The organism is Micrococcus sp. iso_239, assembly GCF_056173395.1.
Window position 1 is genome coordinate 747,585 of record NZ_CM149672.1, and the last position, 14,436, is coordinate 762,020.

Here is a 14,436-nt window from a genome sequence, read left to right on the forward strand (position 1 = left end):
CGCGGTTCGCGGTAGTTTGGTGGGCATGGCGACCCGTACTTCCCCCACGCGTTCGTCGTCCTCCTCCTCCGCCACGTCCCGCTCCGGCTCCGCCGGACGCCGAGGCTCCGGACGGAAGGGGTCGACCGCGACCGTCCCCGAGGCCGACCGGCCCGCCGCGCCCCTGCGCGCCCTGCACACCCTGTGGATGGGGTTGGCCACACCGGTCGGCGCGGGCTTCCGCAAGCTCGGCCCGGACGTGCGCATCGACCGCGAGGAACGCCGTGACGGCACCGGCCTGGTCCTGCTGCTGCTCGCCGCGCTGATCGCGGCCGTGGAGTGGTGGGGCCTGCGCGGCACCGCCGTCGGCCGCGTGGTGCACGGGGTGGTGGGCGGCACCGTCGGGTGGTTCGCCCTCCTGGTGCCGATCGCCCTGCTCGTCGTGGCCGTGCGCTGCTTCCGCCACGCCACGGACCATCGCGCCAACGGACGCATCATCATCGGCCTGCTCATGGCCACCGTCGCGGGCTCCGGCATCGCCCACCTCGTGGGCGGCGTGCCCTCGGCCGCCGACGCCTTCGAGGACATGCTCGGCGCCGGGGGCATGGTCGGCTACCTCGCGACGGCGCCGTTGGCCTCCCTGCTGACACCCGTGCCCGTCTGGGTCCTCATGATCCTGCTGGCTTTCTTCTCGGTGCTCGTGCTCACCGCGACGCCCGTCGGCTCGATCCCGCAGCGGATCGCGGGCGGCTACGACTGGCTCACGGGCCAGGACCCCGAGGGTGCCTCCGAGCAGCGGGCCGCCCGCCGTGCCGAGCGGCGCCGGGCCCGGGAGGAGCGCCGCGAGGCCGAGGACCTCGCCACCCCGCTCTCCGTGGATGCGGAGACCGGGCGCACCCACCCGGACCACGACCAGTCCTACCTGGACGGCCCGGCCGCCGGCGCCCACGCCGCCGGGGCCTCCCGCCCCGGCCTGTTCGCGCGCCTGTTCGGCGGGCGCCGGGCACGCGAGGAGCAGGCCGCCGACGCCGCCCCGGAGCACACCGCCAGCACCGCCTACGACTCCCCGGTGATCCACGAGGCCGAGGCCGGCTCCCACGCCGCCCCCGAGGCGGAGACCACCCAGGTCCTGCCCCGGCCCGCCCCCCGGCGAGCCGCTCGCGGGGAGCAGGGCGTGTTCGACGCCGAGCAGGCCGCCGCGGACGCGCGGGACGCGGGCCGGGACGCCTCGGACGACTTCGACCCGTGGGTGGACGAGGACGACGCGCCCGAGGACGCGGACGCCGAGCCGCAGCCGCCCGCCGGAGTGCGCCGGCCCACGGCCGCGGACCGTGCCCTCGAGCAGGTCCGCGAGCATGCCCGCGCCCAGCGCGAGTCCGCCGCCCCGGCCGCCGCGCGCCAGGAGGGGGACGCGGGGGAGGACACCCCGTTCGCCCTGGACGACGCCCCGGGTCAGGGCTCCGGGGCCGCCGCGCCGTCGTCGTCCTCCGCCGTGCCCGCCAGCACCCCCGCGCCGGTGCCGCCGGTGACCGCCGAGCCGGCCCGCGGCACCCAGTCCGAGCTGGGCGGGGACGTGTCCTACACGCTGCCGCAGTCGGCCCTGCTCCCGGCCGGGCCCCAGCCGAAGGAGCGCTCCGAGGCCAACGACCGGGTCGTCGCCGCGCTGACCACCACGTTCACCGAGTTCAAGGTGGACGCCCAGGTCACCGGGTTCTCCCGCGGGCCGACGGTGACGCGCTACGAGGTCGAGGTCGCCCCCGGCACCAAGGTGGAGAAGGTGACGGCGCTGGAGAAGAACATCGCGTACGCGGTGGCCTCCTCGGACGTGCGGATCCTCAGCCCCATCCCGGGCAAGCGCGCGATCGGCATCGAGATCCCCAACACGGACAAGGAGGTCGTGGCCCTCGGCGACGTCCTGCGCTCGCAGGCCGCCCAGCGCACCGACCACCCGATGGTGATGGGCGTCGGCAAGGACGTGGAGGGCGGCTACGTGGTGGCCAACCTCGCGAAGATGCCCCACATGCTCGTGGCGGGCGCCACCGGCGCCGGCAAGTCCTCGTTCGTGAATTCGATGATCACCTCGATCCTCATGCGCTCCACCCCGGACGAGGTGCGCATGGTGATGGTGGACCCCAAGCGCGTCGAGCTCACCGCGTACGAGGGCGTGCCCCACCTGGTCACCCCGATCATCACGAGCCCGAAGAAGGCGGCCGAGGCGCTGCAGTGGGTCGTCAAGGAGATGGACACCCGCTACGACGACCTCGCGGCGTTCGGCTACAAGCACGTGGACGACTTCAACAAGGCCGTCCGGGCCGGCCAGGTGAAGCTGCCGCCGGACTCCAAGCGCGTGCTGCGCCCGTACCCGTACCTGCTGGTCATCGTGGATGAGCTCGCGGACCTGATGATGGTCGCCCCGCGCGACGTCGAGGACGCGATCGTGCGCATCACCCAGCTGGCCCGTGCGGCCGGCATCCACCTCGTGCTCGCCACGCAGCGGCCGTCCGTGGACGTGGTCACGGGCCTGATCAAGGCCAACGTGCCCTCGCGCATGGCGTTCGCGACGTCGTCGGTCACGGACTCGCGCGTGGTCCTGGACCAGCCCGGCGCGGAGAAGCTGCTCGGCCAGGGCGACGCCCTGTTCCTGCCGATGGGCAAGTCCAAGCCCATGCGCGTGCAGGGGGCGTGGGTCAACGAGTCCGAGATCCACGCCGTCGTGGAGCACGTGAAGTCGCAGATGCAGGTCCAGTACCGCGCGGACGTGATCCCCGAGAAGACCGAGAAGGTCATCGACGAGGACATCGGCGACGACCTGGACCTGCTCCTGCAGGCCGTCGAACTCGTGGTCACCACGCAGTTCGGCTCCACGTCCATGCTGCAGCGCAAGCTGCGGGTGGGCTTCGCGAAGGCCGGCCGCCTCATGGACCTCATGGAGTCCCGCGGCGTCGTGGGCCCCTCCGAGGGCTCCAAGGCCCGCGACGTGCTGGTCAAGCCCGACGACCTCGCGGACGTGCTCGCCACCATCTCCGGAGACACCCCGCCCTCGGCCACCTCCGGCGACGGCGACGCCTCGGCCGGAACCGGCGACGGCGACGCCTCGGCGTCGGCCGCTCCGCGCGACCTGGTGCAGGAGGACCTGGACTCGCGCCCGGCCGCCGTGGACTGGAACGACGAGGACGACGACGAGGGATCGGAGGACGCGTGGCAGCTGACGGGCAGATGAGCGCGGCGGGCGGGGCGCAGCGCGTGTCCGCCTGGAACCTGCCGAACATCCTGACCTCGGTGCGCATCCTGATGGTGCCCTTCTTCGCCTGGGCGCTGTGGGTCGGCGGGCCGTGGGGCGGTGACTCGCTCGTCGCCCGGTGGCTCGCGCTGGCGCTGTTCGCGGCGGCCATGTACACCGACAAGCTCGACGGGGACATCGCCCGCGCCCGCGGGTTGATCACCGACTTCGGCAAGATCGCGGACCCCATCGCGGACAAGCTGCTCACGGGCACGGCCCTCGTGCTGTTCTCCCTGCTGGGGGAGCTGTGGTGGTGGGTGACCATCGTGATCCTGGTGCGCGAATGGGGCATCACCCTGATGCGCTTCGTGGTGATCCGCTACGGCGTGATGCCGGCCGGCCGCGGCGGCAAGCTCAAGACCGTGCTGCAGACCGTGGGCATCGGCCTGCTGCTCCTGCCCTTGGCCCCGGTCGTGGGCGGCTGGTGGCCGTGGGCCGGCTGGGTGGTCATCGGGGCCGCCACCGTGCTGACGGTGCTGACCGGCCTGGAGTACGTCAAGGACGCGTGGGTCCTGCGGCGGGACGCCCTCGCCGCCCAGCGGGGGGCCTGAGGCGATGACCATGGCAGGCGCCCAGGACGTGGTGCACGCGCTCGCGCACGCGGGCCGCACGGTGGCGACGGGGGAGTCCCTCACCGCCGGCCTGCTGGCCGCGCGCCTGGCCGACGTCCCCGGGGCGTCGGCCGTGCTGCACGGTGGCGTGGTGGCCTACCAGAACGCCGTGAAGACCGGCCTGCTGGGTGTGCCCGAGGACCTGCTCACGCGGGTCGGGGCGGTGGACGCGGACGTGGCCCGACGGATGGCCCTCGGCGCCCGGGCGGCCCTGGGCGCCGACGTCGGCGTGGCCACCACGGGCGTCGCCGGGCCCGAGCCCCACCAGGGCCGGCCGGTGGGCACCGTGTGGCTCGGCCTGGCCGTGCCCGACGCGGACGCGAACGCGTTGGACGTGCTCGGCGGCGAGCGCGACGGCGCGGCCACCGCGATCCTCCTCCGGCTCGACGGCGACCGGGCCGCGATCCGGGAGGCCACCGTCGCCGCGGCGCTGCAGGCCCTGACGCACCTGCTCGCCGGCCCCGGCCACTGAGGCTGCATGGGGGCGCCGACCGACCCGCCTCGGCGCCCCGTCCCTGGTGCCGGCCCGCCCCGCCGCGTAGGTTCGGCGCGATGGAGACCGCATCGCCTCCCACCCCGCCCGAGCATGCACCGCAGGACGGCGACGACGCCCCGGGCCCCCGCGTCATCGGCCTCGTGGCCGACCCGGGCACCCCGTGGGCTCTCGTGCGCCGCATCGCCGGGGACGTCGAGGACCGGCTCGACGAACGCCTGCCGCAGCCCGGCGGCTGGCGGGTCGAGACGCGGCAGGAGTCGCTGCCGGTCGGTGCGACCGGGGGCATGGTCCTGGAGGAGCCGGTCCGCTCCCTCGCAGACGGGCAGGGATGGGACACGGTGGTCGCCGTCGTCGACCTGCCCCGGTTCGACGACCGGCGCGGCGTGGTGGCGGACGTCGTGCCGCAGCTGCGGGTCGGCGTCGTGTGCGTCCCGGCGCTGGGGGTCATCACCCCGGCCCGCCGGCTGCGGGAGACGGTGCTGCGGATCGTCGAGCACATCGACACCGCCCCCCACGTGGACCCGCCGGACGGGGAGCTGGACGTGCAGTCCTCCGACGAGTCCGGCGAGGTGGAGGAGGACGACGGCCCGTCCCCGACGGACGAGCCCCCCGAGCCCGACACGGCCGCACTGCGGGGCATCGCCCCCCTGGTCGACGTCGACGCGGACGTGACCACGACCACCCGGATGGGCGGCGGGTCCCGGCGCACGTCCACGGTGTACGTGAAGGGCTGGACGGGCACGCTGCGTCTGCTGGCCGGGATGGTGATGGCCAACCGGCCGCTGCTCATGCCGCGGGACATGACGTTCACGATCGCCTCGGCCAGCGCGGCCGGTGCCTACGGCGTGTTCTTCGGCTCCATCTGGGTGCTCTCCAGCGTGATGTCCCCGGTGCGGCTCGCGGCGGTCAGCGTGCTGTCCGTGGTGCTGCTGGTGGCGTGGCTGGTCACCACGAACGGCCTGTGGACGCACGGTGCGACCCACCGGCACAGCTCGCGGCTGGACAACCTCTCCACCGTGCTCACCGTCGGTCTGGCCTGCACCGTCGTCTACGTGCTGCTCTTCGTCACGCTGCTGCTGGTCGCGCTCATGATCATCCCCGTGGAGTATCTGGAGGAGGAGCTCGACCAGCCCGGCGGCGTGCGCGACTACGTGCGGCTCGTGTGGCTCGCGGCGTCGATGGGCACGATGGCCGGGGCCGTCGGCTCGAGCCTGGACGACTCCGACCGCATCCGGAACGCCACGTACTCCCTGCGGGAACGACATCGGCGCTCGGAGCGGCACGAGGGCGACGGGGCCGCCGAGGGCCCGACGGCGGAGGAGACCATGTCTCGGGAATGAACGCGACCCCGCCCGACGTTGAATGTAACGAGTCAAGAAGAGTGCCCCGGCGGGATCAGGCCCGCGGCCCGGCGCCCTTCAGGAAAAGTCCAGGAGCAGGCGATAGACATGATGCGACATCCCGTCCATTCCCACGGAATCACGCGCTGGGTCGATGACCAGCCCCGTCCCCGCGCGGCCGCCCCCGACATCAAGGAGCGCAGCATGCCCCTCCTCCGCCACGAGATCGGCGACGTCCTGCGCGACGTCCGGCAGCTCCAGGGCCGCACCCTGCGCGAGGTCTCGCACGACGCCCGTGTCTCGCTCGGCTACCTGTCGGAGGTGGAGCGCGGCCAGAAGGAGGCCTCCTCCGAGCTGCTGGCCTCGATCTGCCAGGCGCTGGACATCCCGCTGTCCTACCTGCTGCGGGAGGTCTCGGACCGGCTCGTGGAGCAGGAGGGCATGGTCGTCCCGGACACCCTGCCGGACGACCTCACGGACCCCAGCCTGGGCTCGCTGGCCGGCCGCTGACCCCGCCACACCCACGGCGCGGGCGCCCCGTCTCGGGGCGCCCGCGCCGTCTGCGTCCCCGTCCCTGACCCCGCGACCGACCACAGAGAGGACCGCCCGTGCGCGAGAGCGAGTTCCGCCGGCTGATGGACGAGGAGTTCGGCCCCGCCCGGGCCGGCCTCGTGGCCGACTCCCTGCACCTGCCCGGCCTGGACACCACCGCGACGGCGGCGCTCGCCGCCGGCGTGGACCCGCGGCGGGTCTGGCTGGCGGTCTGCGACCTGCATGAGATCCCCCAGGAGCGGCGTCTCGGTCGGGACGTGCCGCCGAAACGCTGACGCCGCGACGCGCTGGCGGGGCACTGCCCCTGTTCGAACACGTGTTCGAAGAATGCGGTAGAGTCCTGCACAGCAGTGCGACGGGGTGATCTCGTGCACAGGCGGGGCCGGCCACGCTTATCGTGTCCGCCGCCCCCCGTAGATTCACGGACATGACCGAGGCGGGCGCTCCAGCGTCCGCGGCAGCACCACCAGAGCTAGGGGTGAAGGATGAGCAAGGTGACGGATCGCGAGAAGGCCCTCGAGGCCGCTCTCGCCCAGATCGACAAGCAGTTCGGCAAGGGTTCCGTCATGCGGCTGGGGGACCAGACCCAGGCACCCGTCGAGGTCATCCCCACGGGCTCGGTGGCCATGGACGTGGCCCTGGGCATCGGCGGCCTGCCGCGCGGCCGCGTGGTGGAGATCTACGGCCCGGAGTCCTCGGGCAAGACCACCCTGGCCCTGCACGCGGTGGCCAACGCGCAGCGCAACGGCGGCATCGCGGCCTTCATCGACGCGGAGCACGCCCTGGACCCGGTCTACGCCCGCCAGCTCGGGGTGGACACGGACGCCCTGCTGGTCAGCCAGCCGGACACCGGCGAGCAGGCCCTGGAGATCATGGACATGCTCGTCTCCTCGGGCACCCTGGACATCGTCGTCATCGACTCCGTGGCCGCGCTGACCCCGCGCGCCGAGATCGAGGGCGAGATGGGCGACTCCCACGTCGGCCTGCAGGCCCGCCTCATGTCCCAGGCGCTGCGCAAGGTGACCGGCCGCCTGCACCAGACCAAGACCACGGCCATCTTCATCAACCAGCTGCGCGAGAAGATCGGCGTGTTCTTCGGCTCCCCGGAGACCACCACGGGCGGCAAGGCGCTCAAGTTCTATGCGTCCGTGCGCATCGACGTCCGCCGCATCGAGACCCTCAAGGAGGCCGGCAACCCCGTCGGCAACCGCACCCGCGTGAAGATCGTCAAGAACAAGATGGCCCCGCCCTTCAAGCAGGCCGAGTTCGACATCCTCTACGGGGTCGGCATCTCCCGCGAGGGCGGCCTGATCGACATGGGTGTCGAGGAGGGCATCGTCAAGAAGTCCGGCGCGTGGTTCACCTATGACGGGGACCAGCTCGGGCAGGGCAAGGAGAACGCCCGTCGCTTCCTCCGGGACAACCCGGACCTCGCCAACGAGATCGAGGAGCGCATCCTCACGAAGCTCGGCATCGGCGTGGCCCCGGAGGCCGAGGACGACGAGGCCCCGGCCCTGACCGCGGTTCCGGGGGACACCGCGGCCGGATGACCCGATCGCGCAGGAACGTCGGAGGCGGGGCCGCCCACCGGTCGGAGACGACCGGCCGGAGCGGCTCCGCCTCCGGTGCGTCCGCGTTCGACGACGCCCGGGACTCGGACGTGGGCCGGATGTGGCTCGACCTGGCCGGCGCACCGGAGCCGACGTCGTCCGACGCGGACGCCGCGCGGGACGCCGTGCCCGCGCGCGACGCCGGAACCCCCGCGGGGGACGTCCCGGACCCCGCCCCCGGCGCGGCACCGGATCTCGGGGCCCTGCTGACTCGCGCGAGCGACCTGCCCAGTCCCGCGCCCGGCGCCGGGCCCCGTGCGCTGCCCTGGTCCGGGCGCGAGGACACCCGGGCGGACATCGAGCGCCGGGGCCGGAAGCGGGCCACCACGCCCCCGCGGCGTGGCCGTCCTCGCGACGAGGGACGCCCGGCCGTGGATCCCCGCCCCGCCGTCGAGACCGACCGCCCCCGACGTCGCCCCGGCCCGGCGCCCCTGCCCACCGCACCGCGTGAGCGCGAGGAGGCCGCACGCGAGGTCGTCCTGCGCCAGCTCGCCCTGGGCCCCCGCTCCCGCGGCCAGCTCGAACGCAAGCTCGCCGAGCGCCAGGCCGAGCCCGAGCTGATCGAGCGCGTCCTCGACCGCTTCGAGGAGGTGCGCCTCGTGGACGACGCCGCCTTCGCCGAGGTCTGGGTCCGCAGCCGTCACCGAAGCAAGGGCCTGGCGCGCCGTGCCCTCGGGCACGAGCTCCAGCAGAAGGGCGTGGACCGGGAGATCGCCGCCGAGGCGCTCGAGGCCATCGACGGCGAGGACGAACGGGCCGCCGCCCTCGACCTCGTGCGCCGACGGCTGCGGGGCCGCACCGTCCCCGGCGGTGCCTCGCCGGAGGCCCGGGCCGAGCGGGACAAGGTGACCCGCCGCCTCGTCGGCATGCTGGGACGCAAGGGCTACGGCGGCGGCCTCGCGTTCGCCGTCGTGAAGGAGGTCCTCGCCGAGCACGAGGAGTGAGCGGACCCGGGCCGCGCCCGGAGTTCCTAGAATGGTGCGGTGACTCTGACGGACCCCACCCCCCGCACCACCCCGCTCGCGCAGGACGGCGCCGCCGCGCGCCCGCACGAGGGCCTGACCTATGAGGTCCGCACCTTCGGCTGCCAGATGAACGTGCACGACTCCGAGCGCATCTCCGGCCTGCTCGAGTCCACCGGCTACGCCCCGGTCGCCGAGGACGCCCAGGCCGACCTCGTGGTCTTCAACACGTGCGCGGTCCGCGAGAACGCGGACAACCGCCTGTACGGCAACCTCGGCAACCTGCGTGCGGTGAAGGACGCGCACCCGGGCATGCAGATCGCCGTCGGCGGGTGCCTCGCCCAGAAGGACCAGGCCGCCATCCAGCGCAGGGCCCCGTGGGTGGACGTCGTCTTCGGCACCCACAACATCGGCTCCCTGCCCGTGCTGCTGGAGCGCTCCCGCCACAACGCCGAGGCCGAGATCGAGATCCTCGAGTCGCTCGAGGTGTTCCCCTCCACCCTGCCCACCAAGCGGGACTCCACGCACTCCGGCTGGGTGTCCATCTCCGTGGGCTGCAACAACACGTGCACGTTCTGCATCGTCCCGTCGCTGCGCGGCAAGGAGAAGGACCGCCGCCCCGGGGAGATCCTCGCCGAGGTGCAGGCGCTCGTCGATGCCGGCGCCGTCGAGGTCACGCTGCTGGGCCAGAACGTGAACACCTACGGCGTCGAGTTCGGCGACCGCGGCGCGTTCGCCAAGCTGCTGCGCGCGTGCGGGGAGATCGAGGGACTCGAACGCGTCCGCTTCACCAGCCCCCACCCGGCCGCGTTCACGGACGACGTCATCGACGCGATGGCCGAGACCCCCAACGTCATGCCGCAGCTGCACATGCCCCTGCAGTCGGGCTCGGACAAGGTGCTCAAGGACATGCGCCGCTCCTACCGGTCCGCGAAGTTCCTGCGGATCCTGGAGAAGGTGCGCGAGCGCATCCCGCACGCCGCCATCACCACGGACATCATCGTCGGCTTCCCCGGGGAGACCGAGGAGGACTTCGCCGAGACGATGCGCGTGGTCGAGGCCTCCCGCTTCTCCTCCGCGTTCACCTTCCAGTACTCCATCCGCCCCGGGACCCCCGCCGGGGAGATGGACCACCAGGTGCCCAAGGCCGTCGTCCAGGAGCGCTTCGAGCGCCTCGTGGCCCTGCAGGACCGGATCTCGGCCGAGGAGATGGCCACGCTCGTCGGCACCCGCCAGGAGCTGCTCGTCACCGCCGACTCCGGCTCCAAGGCCGCCGAGCGCGGCCGCCTGTCCGGGCGCGCACCCGACAACCGGCTCGTGCACTTCTCCGTGCCCGCCGGCGCCGAGACCCCCCGCCCCGGCGACTTCGTCACCGTGACGGTCACCGAGGCCCACCCGTTCTTCGCCGTCGCCGACCCGACCGCACAGGACTACGTCCTGCGCCGCTCCCGCGCCGGCGATGCGTGGGACCGCGCCCAGGCCGAATCGTGCGGCGCGCCGGCCCCCGGCACGGCGGGCGGCTCCGGTGCCACGAGCCTCGGCATGCCGACCCTGCGCCCGCGGTCCTGATGCCCGCCGCCGCGGCCCGGCCGCCCGTCGTCGCCGTCGTCGGGGCGACGGCGACGGGCAAGTCCGCCCTCGCCGTCGCCCTGGCGCACGCGCTGGACGGCGAGGTGGTCAACGGGGACGCCCTGCAGTTCTACCGGGGGATGGACGTGGGCACGGCGAAGGTCACCCCGGCTGAACGCGAGGGCGTCCCGCACCATCTGCTGGACGTGCTCGACGTCGGCCAGGAGGCCTCGGTGGCGGCCTTCCAGTCCGCGGCCCGCGACCTGTTCGACCAGATCCGCGCGCGGGGTCGGACCCCGATCCTCGTGGGCGGCTCCGGGCTGTACGTGCGGGCGGCGCTGGACGTGCTCGACTTCCCGCCCACGGACCCGGCGCTGCGGACCGAGCTGGAGGCGCGCGCGCAGCGGGAGGGCCTGGCCGGGCTGAGGGCCGAGCTGGCCGCCCTGGACCCGGTCTCGGCGGAGCGGCTGCAGGACGCCCGCCGCATCGTGCGCGCGCTGGAGGTGTGCCGGCTGACGGGCCGTCCGTTCTCCGCGTTCATGCCGGAGCGCACGTACGCCCCGGAGGTCGCCCCCGTGGTGCAGCTCGGCCTGCGCCTGGACCGGGCCGAGCTGCACCAGCGGATCGCGGCCCGGGTGGAGCGCATGCTGGCCGGGGGCCTGCTGGACGAGGTCCGCCGCCTCGACGTCCCCGGGTCGGAGGGGCTGCGGCAGGGGCCGACCGCGTCCCGCGCGATCGGCTACGCCCAGATGCTCGCCGTCCTCGACGGCGAGCTCACCGAGGCGGAGGCGGCCGAGCAGACCGTCGTGGCCACGCGCCGGTTCGCCCGACGCCAGGAGACCTGGTTCCGGGCCGACCCACGCGTCGTCTGGCTCGACGCGCAGGGCGAGGACATCGTGGCGGAGGCGCTCGCCGTCGTCGCCGGGGACGCCACCTAGACTGGGCCCATGACCGAGCAGCCCGCGGCGCCCGCCGCCCAGGACCCCCTCCACGCGAGCGCGCCACGCGTGCCGTTCACGAAGGGCCATGGCACGGGCAACGACTTCGTGCTGATCGCCGACCCGGACGGCAACACGCAGCTCGACGCCCAGCGCGTCGCACGGCTGGCTGACCGGCACCGGGGGATCGGCGCCGACGGCGTCATCCGCGCCGTGCGGTCCGCGCGTCTGCCGGAGGGTGAGGCGCTGCTCGCCGAGCACCCCGAGGCCGAGTGGTTCATGGACTACCGCAACGGCGACGGCTCGATCGCCGAGATGTGCGGCAACGGGGTGCGCGTCTTCGTGCACTTCCTGGTCGAGAAGGGCCTCGTGGACCTGGCCCCCGGCCGGGCGATCACCATCGGCACGCGCGCCGGTGTGAAGGCCGTGACCCGGCTCGAGCACGGCTACGCGATCGACATGGGCCCCTGGTCGTACCTCGACCCCGAGCTGGCGGAGGAGGCGGCGTCGGACTCGATGGTCCTCGCCCACGGCCTCACCGATCCGCGTCCGGCGCTGAGCATCTCGATGGGCAACCCCCACACCGTGGTCCCGCTGGCCTCCTTCGCCGACCTGCAGGGCCTGGACCTGGGCCGCGCCCCCGAGGTGGACCCCGCCCCGCCGCACGGCACGAACGTCGAGTTCGTGGCCGCGCACGAGCCGCTCGTGCGCGAGGGCGTCGGGCGCGTGCGGATGCGCGTGCACGAGCGCGGGGTGGGCGAGACCCAGTCCTGTGGGACGGGCGCGTGCGCGGCGGCTGTGGCGATGCGCGCGTGGTCGGGCGACCAGGGCTCGGACTCGTGGCTCGTCGAGGTGCCCGGTGGCGTGCTGGCCGTGGATGTCGTGCCGGGTCCGGAGGGGACCGAGCACGTGGTCCTCTCCGGCCCGGCCGAGCTGGTCTTCGACGGCGAACTCACCGCCTGACCGCTGTCGTTCGGGAAACGGCGGGCCACGAACCGCTGTCGTTCGGGAAACGGCGCCTCAGCGCGCCCGCACCACCCGCAGGATCCGGAAGCCCTTGACGCTGTCCGCCCGCTCCGCGGTGAACCGGCCGGGCGCGCGCTCCTCGAGCATCCGGCCGATCCACGGCAGCAGCGAGTCCGCCCCGAGGTTCTTCTGCACCACCAGCCAGGCCTCGCCGCCGGGGGCCAGGCGTGGCAGCCACCGCTCCAGCAGGGCGTGCAGTGCCGGCTTGCCGATCCGGATGGGCGGGTTGGACCAGATGAGGTCGAACTCCGCGTCCTCGGGGACGTCCTCCGGCCGCAGTGCCACGACGTTGTCGAGGCCCAGTGCCGCGGCGTTGTCGCGGGTCAGCTGCAGGGAGCGGTCGTTGACCTCGACGGCGGTCACCTCCGCCTCGGGCGACCGCAGCGCCAGCGTGAGGGCGATCGGTCCCCAGCCCGCGCCGACGTCGAGGAACCGGCCCGTCGCCGGCGGCGCGGGCACGGCCGAGAACAGGGCCGCGGTGCCCTTGTCCAGACCGTCCGGGGAGAAGATCCCGTTGGCCGTCTGGACCTCGACGTCGCGGCCGGCCAGGCGGGTCCGCAGGGTGCGGCGCCGCTCGGGCGCGGAGGGGTCGGCGTCGAAGTAGTGGGATGCGGAGCTCACGGCGACCATGGTAGCCAGCAGGTCGTCGCGGCCCTCAGCCCGACGCCGGCCCGGCCAGGTCCGCGAGGATCGCGCGCACGGCGTCGCGCCCGGCGCGGTTGGCCCCGACCGTGGACTGGGAGGGCCCGTAGCCGAGGAGGAACAGGCGCGGCTCGTCCAGGGCGCGCCCGCCCGCCACGCGGATGCCGCCGGCGGGCGTGCGCAGCCGCAGCGGAGCGAGGTGCCGGATCGCCGGCCGGAAGCCGGTGGCCCAGAGGATCACGTCCGCCGGTTCGAACGAGCCGTCGGGCATCCGCACCCCGTCCGGCTCGACGGCCATGAACATGGGGTGGCGCACCAGCACGCCTCGCGTCTCGGCCTCGCGTACCCAGGACGAGCGGTGCATCCCGGTCGCCCCGACCACGGAGCCCGGCGGCAGGCCCGCACGGGTCCGTTCGTCCACCCCGCGCACCGACTCGGCCAGGGCGCCGGGCGCGGCCGAGTCCTGCCACTGCGGCTCGCGGCGGGTCACCCACAGGGTGTCCGCGACCGTGGAGATCTCGGCCAGCAGCTGCGTCGCCGAGACGCCCATGCCCACGATCACCACCCGCTGCCCGGCGAACTCGTCCTTGGACACGTAGTCACGGGTGTGCAGCTGCCGGCCGCGGAACGAGCGCATCCCGGGCACCGAGGGCCACCGTGGGGACGTCCAGGTGCCGGTCGCGTTGACCACGAAGTCCGCCCGCCACGTGCCCGGCGCCCCGTCCGTGCGGACGAAGAACCCGCGCGCACGTCCCGGCTCGCCGATCCGCTCGACGCGCCTCACACGCACGGGCCGCCGGATCGGCAGGGCGAACCGTGCCTCGTAATCGGCGAAGTAGGCCGGCAGCAGGGTGTTGGCGTGCGCGGCCGGGTCGGCCGGCGGCACCGGGTCGCCGGGCAGCTCGTGGATGTGGTTGACGGTGGCCATCGTGAGCGAGTCCCAGCGGTGCTGCCACGCGCCGCCCGGGGCGGTCTCCGCGTCGAGCACCACGAACGTGCCGGGGGCGTCGTCGGGGACGCCGGCGGCGCCGTCGTCGTTCGGACCCAGCCCCACGAAACCGCGGCGGCGCAGGTGGTAGGCGGCGGACAGCCCCGCCTGGCCCGCGCCGATCACGACGACGGTCGCCCGGCCCGTCCGGCCGGGCCGCGGCGGGGCGGGGGAGGGGGACGCGGTCATGCCCGCAGGATACGTGCGCGTCGTCAGCGGACCGGGCGCCGGGGCCCCTGTCGCCCACACGCGCCGCCCGGTACACTCGACGCCCATGTGGATCTTCCTGCGCTGACGCCCCCGCGTCACTGCCCGCCCCCGCCCCCTCGCGCGCCCGCCTCGGATGAGGCCGTCGAGCGCGCCCCGGCACCTGATGGAGATCCCACCATGAACGATGTGGTCCGTCCCTGCACGCCCGCCGACGAGACCTCGTGGCTGCGGTG

The 14,436-nt window shown here is 74.2% G+C and carries 13 protein-coding genes; 11 read left to right on the forward strand and 2 right to left on the reverse strand.

The genetic code is table 11. The features are described from left to right. Positions 1-25 precede the first annotated feature (25 nt). From AC0VX2_RS03480 to dapF, 11 genes are all read left to right on the forward strand, one after another. Complete coding sequence (locus AC0VX2_RS03480) at positions 26-3,199, forward strand: FtsK/SpoIIIE family DNA translocase (protein ID WP_136939828.1); 3,174 nt, start codon at positions 26-28, stop codon at positions 3,197-3,199. Next, the gene (locus AC0VX2_RS03485; protein ID WP_044658592.1) at positions 3,196-3,810 is read left to right on the forward strand and encodes a CDP-alcohol phosphatidyltransferase family protein; all 615 of its coding nucleotides are present in this window, start codon (positions 3,196-3,198) and stop codon (positions 3,808-3,810) included. The genes AC0VX2_RS03480 and AC0VX2_RS03485 overlap by 4 nt, the downstream gene beginning before the upstream one ends. 10 nt (positions 3,811-3,820) lie before the next feature. Beyond that, complete coding sequence (locus AC0VX2_RS03490) at positions 3,821-4,342, forward strand: CinA family protein (protein ID WP_169577768.1); 522 nt, start codon at positions 3,821-3,823, stop codon at positions 4,340-4,342. Between the two features lie 80 nt (positions 4,343-4,422). Continuing rightward, the gene (locus tag AC0VX2_RS03495; protein ID WP_102708367.1) at positions 4,423-5,706 is read left to right on the forward strand and encodes a hypothetical protein; all 1,284 of its coding nucleotides are present in this window, start codon (positions 4,423-4,425) and stop codon (positions 5,704-5,706) included. Between the two features lie 108 nt (positions 5,707-5,814). Further along, complete coding sequence (locus AC0VX2_RS03500) at positions 5,815-6,216, forward strand: helix-turn-helix domain-containing protein (protein ID WP_036315027.1); 402 nt, start codon at positions 5,815-5,817, stop codon at positions 6,214-6,216. 98 nt (positions 6,217-6,314) lie between these two features. Next, positions 6,315-6,533: a DUF3046 domain-containing protein gene (locus AC0VX2_RS03505; protein WP_002856506.1), complete on the forward strand. Its 219-nt coding sequence runs from the start codon at positions 6,315-6,317 to the stop codon at positions 6,531-6,533. A gap of 210 nt (positions 6,534-6,743) precedes the next feature. Further along, positions 6,744-7,808, forward strand: a complete 1,065-nt coding sequence (gene recA / locus AC0VX2_RS03510) for a recombinase RecA (protein WP_070708704.1) — start codon at positions 6,744-6,746, stop codon at positions 7,806-7,808. After that, positions 7,805-8,812 carry a regulatory protein RecX gene (locus AC0VX2_RS03515; RefSeq protein WP_102708366.1) on the forward strand — a complete coding sequence of 336 codons (1,008 nt, stop codon included), beginning with the start codon at positions 7,805-7,807 and terminating at the stop codon, positions 8,810-8,812. Before recA ends, AC0VX2_RS03515 begins: the two co-directional genes overlap by 4 nt. 39 nt (positions 8,813-8,851) lie before the next feature. Further along, positions 8,852-10,399: a tRNA (N6-isopentenyl adenosine(37)-C2)-methylthiotransferase MiaB gene (gene miaB / locus AC0VX2_RS03520; protein WP_020628159.1), complete on the forward strand. Its 1,548-nt coding sequence runs from the start codon at positions 8,852-8,854 to the stop codon at positions 10,397-10,399. Further along, positions 10,399-11,337 (forward strand): tRNA (adenosine(37)-N6)-dimethylallyltransferase MiaA, encoded by a 939-nt coding sequence (gene miaA, locus AC0VX2_RS03525; RefSeq protein WP_144819446.1) that lies wholly within the window; start codon positions 10,399-10,401, stop codon positions 11,335-11,337. The genes miaB and miaA overlap by 1 nt, the downstream gene beginning before the upstream one ends. A gap of 9 nt (positions 11,338-11,346) precedes the next feature. After that, complete coding sequence (gene dapF / locus AC0VX2_RS03530) at positions 11,347-12,300, forward strand: diaminopimelate epimerase (RefSeq protein ID WP_095695526.1); 954 nt, start codon at positions 11,347-11,349, stop codon at positions 12,298-12,300. 57 nt (positions 12,301-12,357) lie between these two features. On the opposite strand, the gene AC0VX2_RS03535 is transcribed toward dapF, so the two are convergent. After that, positions 12,358-12,993: a class I SAM-dependent methyltransferase gene (locus AC0VX2_RS03535; protein WP_036315043.1), complete on the reverse strand. Its 636-nt coding sequence runs from the start codon at positions 12,991-12,993 to the stop codon at positions 12,358-12,360. 25 nt (positions 12,994-13,018) lie between these two features. Further along, positions 13,019-14,182 (reverse strand): NAD(P)-binding domain-containing protein, encoded by a 1,164-nt coding sequence (locus AC0VX2_RS03540; protein ID WP_036315046.1) that lies wholly within the window; start codon positions 14,180-14,182, stop codon positions 13,019-13,021. Positions 14,183-14,436 lie beyond the last annotated feature (254 nt).